This window comes from Mesorhizobium sp. (genome assembly GCF_005063415.1).
In the GTDB taxonomy this organism is placed as follows: Bacteria; Pseudomonadota; Alphaproteobacteria; order Rhizobiales; family Rhizobiaceae; genus Mesorhizobium.
On the sequence record NZ_SUEG01000160.1, the window covers coordinates 1 to 3,893 of the forward strand.

Annotated in this window: 4 protein-coding genes and 1 pseudogene; 3 read left to right on the forward strand and 2 right to left on the reverse strand. The window is 61.4% G+C overall.

Going from position 1 to position 3,893, the window contains the following annotated elements:
• Window positions 1-151: 151 nt before the first annotated feature.
• Both E5W70_RS27285 and E5W70_RS27290 read left to right on the forward strand, forming a co-directional pair.
• Entirely contained in the window at window positions 152-715 is a 564-nt protein-coding gene (locus E5W70_RS27285; RefSeq protein WP_292664321.1) for a peroxidase-related enzyme, read from the forward strand.
• Between the two features lie 134 nt (window positions 716-849).
• Window positions 850-1,173, forward strand: coding sequence for a hypothetical protein (locus E5W70_RS27290; RefSeq protein ID WP_292664322.1), 324 nt, complete (start codon window positions 850-852; stop codon window positions 1,171-1,173).
• Window positions 1,174-1,180: 7 nt separating this feature from the next.
• Here E5W70_RS27290 and E5W70_RS27295 read toward each other — a convergent pair whose 3' ends face one another.
• Complete coding sequence (locus E5W70_RS27295) at window positions 1,181-1,795, reverse strand: LysE family translocator (protein WP_292664324.1); 615 nt, start codon at window positions 1,793-1,795, stop codon at window positions 1,181-1,183.
• Between the two features lie 395 nt (window positions 1,796-2,190).
• Here E5W70_RS27295 and E5W70_RS27300 point away from each other — a divergent pair, with 395 nt between their 5' ends.
• On the forward strand, window positions 2,191-2,817 hold the full coding sequence (locus E5W70_RS27300; protein WP_292664326.1) for a DUF1062 domain-containing protein: 627 nt from the start codon (window positions 2,191-2,193) through the stop codon (window positions 2,815-2,817).
• A gap of 57 nt (window positions 2,818-2,874) precedes the next feature.
• On the opposite strand, the pseudogene E5W70_RS27305 reads toward E5W70_RS27300, so the two are convergent.
• Window positions 2,875-3,893 (reverse strand): annotated as a pseudogene (locus tag E5W70_RS27305) (translational GTPase TypA); the annotation flags it as partial.

Below are 3,893 nucleotides of genomic sequence, written 5' to 3' on the forward strand. Positions count from 1 at the left end.
GATTTCAGGCCGGCCATGAGCTAATTCCCTCCCGTCATGTTTTTACAACTATCGTAGCAGAAGACGGGTATTTGGCGACAAAGGTTTGACGGCTTGCGACGAAATGTCGGAATTCACCGGCAGCCTAGCGAAAAACGAGGAGAAATCCGCCATGACGGACAAAATCACCGCGCTTGACCTGGCACCGGCGGAGCTGAGCGACGCGACCAAGGCTTATTTCGCCAAATGCCGGGAGAAGCTCGGCCTCGTTCCCAATGTGCTGCTCGCCTATGCCTTCGACGAGAAGAAGCTGCGCGCTTTCACCGACATGTACAATGATTTGATGCTGGGTGAATCCGGCCTGTCGAAACTCGAGCGCGAGATGATCGCGGTGGCCGTCTCGTCGGTCAACCATTGCTACTATTGCCTGGTCGCGCATGGCGCGGCGGTGCGCCAGCTTTCCGGCGACCCGGCCCTCGGCGAGATGATGGTGATGAATTTTCGCGCCGCCGAGCTGTCGGACAGGCAACGCGCCATGCTCGAATTCGCGGTGAAGCTGACCGAACAGCCGGCAAAGATCGTCGAAGCGGACCGGGAGGCGCTGCGGCAAGTCGGCTTTTCCGACCGCGACATCTGGGACGTCGCCTCGACCGCGGCGTTCTTCAACATGTCGAACCGGCTGGCATCGGCAATCGACATGCGGCCGAACGATGAATACCACGCGATGGCGCGATAGGGCGCCGTTGCGAGCCAACCGCCTATTATATTAGCTACTTCGCATTCTCGTTGCTTGTTTGCCGGTTTGGTCCGATGATCGGCATGCGGCATGACCGCATGCCGGTTCGATGCCGCCGATCAGAGGAGGAGAACATGGCGAAATTTCTCTACGTCTATCACGGCTCGGGCAAGATGCCGACCGAGGAGGCCGAACGGAAGGCAGCGATGGATGCCTGGAACGGCTGGTACGGCAAGCTTGGCTCAGCCGTGGTCGACGGTGGCAATCCAGTCGGCAAGTCGAAGACCGTACTGCCTGGCGGCAAGGTCGAGAACAATGGCGGCAGCAATCCGACCGCCGGTTACACCATCGTCGAAGCGAAAGACATCGATGATGCCGTCGGCAAGGCCAAGGATTGCCCTATCTTGACCGACCCAGCCTTTAGCATCGAGATCGCACCGATAATCGAAATGGGTTGACGTCGGCTCAAGACCGCGCGGCGATCGCCGCCGCAGCGCCGGCCATGGTGCCGGCGCTGACGCGGTTGGCGATCTTCATCGCCCGCTTGCTCCTCAAGAGCTTGCGCGCCTGCGATGCGGCGAGCACCCATGTCAAATCGATGGCGACCAGGACCACGGCCATGGTCGCCGTCAGCTCGACCCAGCCGATCACGCTGACTGAGCCGAGATCGATGATGGTCGGCAGCAGCGCCAGATAGAACATCATGATCTTGGGGTTGCCGAGCGTCACCGCCATGCCGGCAAAGAACAGTCTGACGGGCGAATCTTCGCGCGGCAGCGTGCCTTCCTTGGCCTCGACCGGTGCCGTCCACATCTTCCAGGCAAGCCAGGCGAGATAGACGACGCCAACCCATTTCACGACGACAAAGGCGAAGTGGAACGTCTGCGCCACCACGGCGAGGCCGAACACCGCCAGTGACAGCCAGATCGCTTCGCCGATCCACATGGCAACCAGGAACGGAAACACGTCGCGAAACCCCTTTGCGATGACCCGCGCCACAAGAGCGGCGATCGATGGGCCGGGCGAGCCGGCGGCAACAAGCAGGGCGCCGGCAAAAATCAGCAGCGACGTGAAATGCATGACGCGGATCTCGTTTTGAAATTTTTGGGTCGTTCAACATAACCCAACTGTTCCGGCGACGGTAGCGTCCACCGAAAGAAGGCTTGTCGGCCAGGCGCCTCGCGGCTAGAAATATCGTCCCGACATCATTTCGAGCTTCATTTTGCCTACGTAACCGCCGGTCTCGTCAACTCCCCCAGCACAGAGCAGGGCGTCGCAGTCGCGGTGCCTGTTTTCACATCATGTGTTCCTCAGGGTGGCGGTTCGAGACCGGTTTGGCACTGCTGAACCGCTGTCGCGCATAACCACCCGCGACACCTGATTTCAACTGCCGCAGTCTCTCGCCACGCCGTGCCCGCATGGGTATCTCGACATCGCCGATCTGACGAACTTCCCGGCGGGAAGGGCTTTTCGGCATGCCTTCGATACTGCGTATCCGCTGGGCGATCGCGCCCAAAACCGCACCTCGACCTCACCTCAACTGCAATCGCTGCGGCGGCCTGAAAGCCTATCGCTGCAGCGGCAAATTCCGGGTCAATGCCAATGGCAAGCGCATTGACGCCTGGTTGATCTACCGCTGCATCGACTGCGACAATTCCTGGAATTTCGGCATTCTGGAGCGCTGCAGCCGCCGCGATATTGAACCGGCAATATTGCAGGCGCTCGAAAGCAACGATCCGGTCCTGGCGCGGCGCCATGCTTTCGATGTTGCCGCACTGCGAAGCAGGATCGGGCGCGTTGAGGAGTTTCCTGAAGCCGCCGTTCATAAGCAGGTGCTCGGGGACAGGCCGGAAAACATCAGCACTCTCGAACTTCAGCTCGGCCTCGAAATGCCGACAGCCTTGCGGCTCGACCGGTTGCTGGCCAGCGAACTCGGTGTCCCGCGCTCGCGGCTACAGGTTTGGGAAGAGAAGCGATTGCTGGTGGTTGGTCCGGACGGGGCCAAAGCCTTGCGCAGGCCAGCCCGGGCGGAAACGGCGATCCGCATCCACCTGTCTGGCGAACCAGACCGGGACGGCATTATCGCGGCTGCCGGCGGATAAGATAAAGGGAGGAAGCACGCACGTGCTCCCTCCCTCATAATTGCTGAGAAAAGTGGCTTATGCCGCGCCGACCACTTTCGCCGACTTCTCAAAACGCTTGCGCTCGTTCGGGTCGAGATAGAGCTTGCGCAGGCGGATGGTCTTCGGCGTCACTTCGACCAGCTCGTCGTCCTGGATCCAGGCCAGCGCGCGTTCCAGCGTCATGCGGATCGGCGGCGTCAGCTTCACCGCCTCGTCCTTGCCGGCGGCGCGGATGTTGGTCAGCTTCTTGCCCTTCAGCACGTTCACTTCGAGGTCGTTGTCTCTGGAATGGATGCCGATGATCATGCCCTGATAGACCTTGACGCCGGGGTCGATGACCATCGGGCCGCGGTCTTCCAGGTTCCACATGGCGTAAGCCACCGATTCACCCTGTTCGTTGGAGATCAGCACGCCGTTGGTGCGGCCCGGCAATTCGCCCTTGTAAGGCTCATAGGCATGGAACAGCCGGTTCATGACAGCAGTGCCGCGCGTGTCGGTCAGCAGCTCCGACTGGTAGCCGATCAGGCCGCGCGTCGGCGCGTGGAAGACGATGCGCTGGCGATTGCCGCCCGAAGGACGCAGCTCGACCATCTCGGCCTTGCGCTCCGACATCTTTTGCACGACGACGCCGGCATGCTCCTCGTCGACGTCGATGACGACTTCCTCGACCGGCTCCAGCAATTCGCCGTTATCGCCCTTCTGCATGACGACGCGCGGCCGCGACACGGCGATCTCAAAACCTTCGCGGCGCATCGTCTCGATCAGCACGGCCAGCTGCAATTCGCCGCGGCCGGAGACGAAGAACGAATCCTTGTCGGGCGATTCCTCGATCTTCAGCGCGACATTGCCTTCGGCCTCGCGCAGCAGGCGGTCGCGGATGACGCGGCTGGTCACCTTGTCGCCCTCGGTGCCGGCCAGCGGTGAATCGTTGACCAGGAACGACATCGTCACTGTCGGCGGATCGATCGGCTGCGCGTGCAGCGGCTCGGTCACCGACAGGTCGCAGAACGTGTCGGCGACAGTGCCTTTCGACAAGCCGGCGATGGCGACGATGT

What these genes read in the sequence shown, in the direction of transcription:
- E5W70_RS27300 (WP_292664326.1), top strand. Translation starts at nt 2,191, where the DNA reads ATGCCTTCGATACTGCGTATCCGCTGGGCGATCGCGCCCAAAACCGCA.
- E5W70_RS27290 (WP_292664322.1), top strand. Translation starts at nt 850, where the DNA reads ATGGCGAAATTTCTCTACGTCTATCACGGCTCGGGCAAGATGCCGACC.
- E5W70_RS27285 (WP_292664321.1), top strand. Translation starts at nt 152, where the DNA reads ATGACGGACAAAATCACCGCGCTTGACCTGGCACCGGCGGAGCTGAGC.
- E5W70_RS27295 (WP_292664324.1), bottom strand. Translation starts at nt 1,795, where the DNA reads ATGCATTTCACGTCGCTGCTGATTTTTGCCGGCGCCCTGCTTGTTGCC.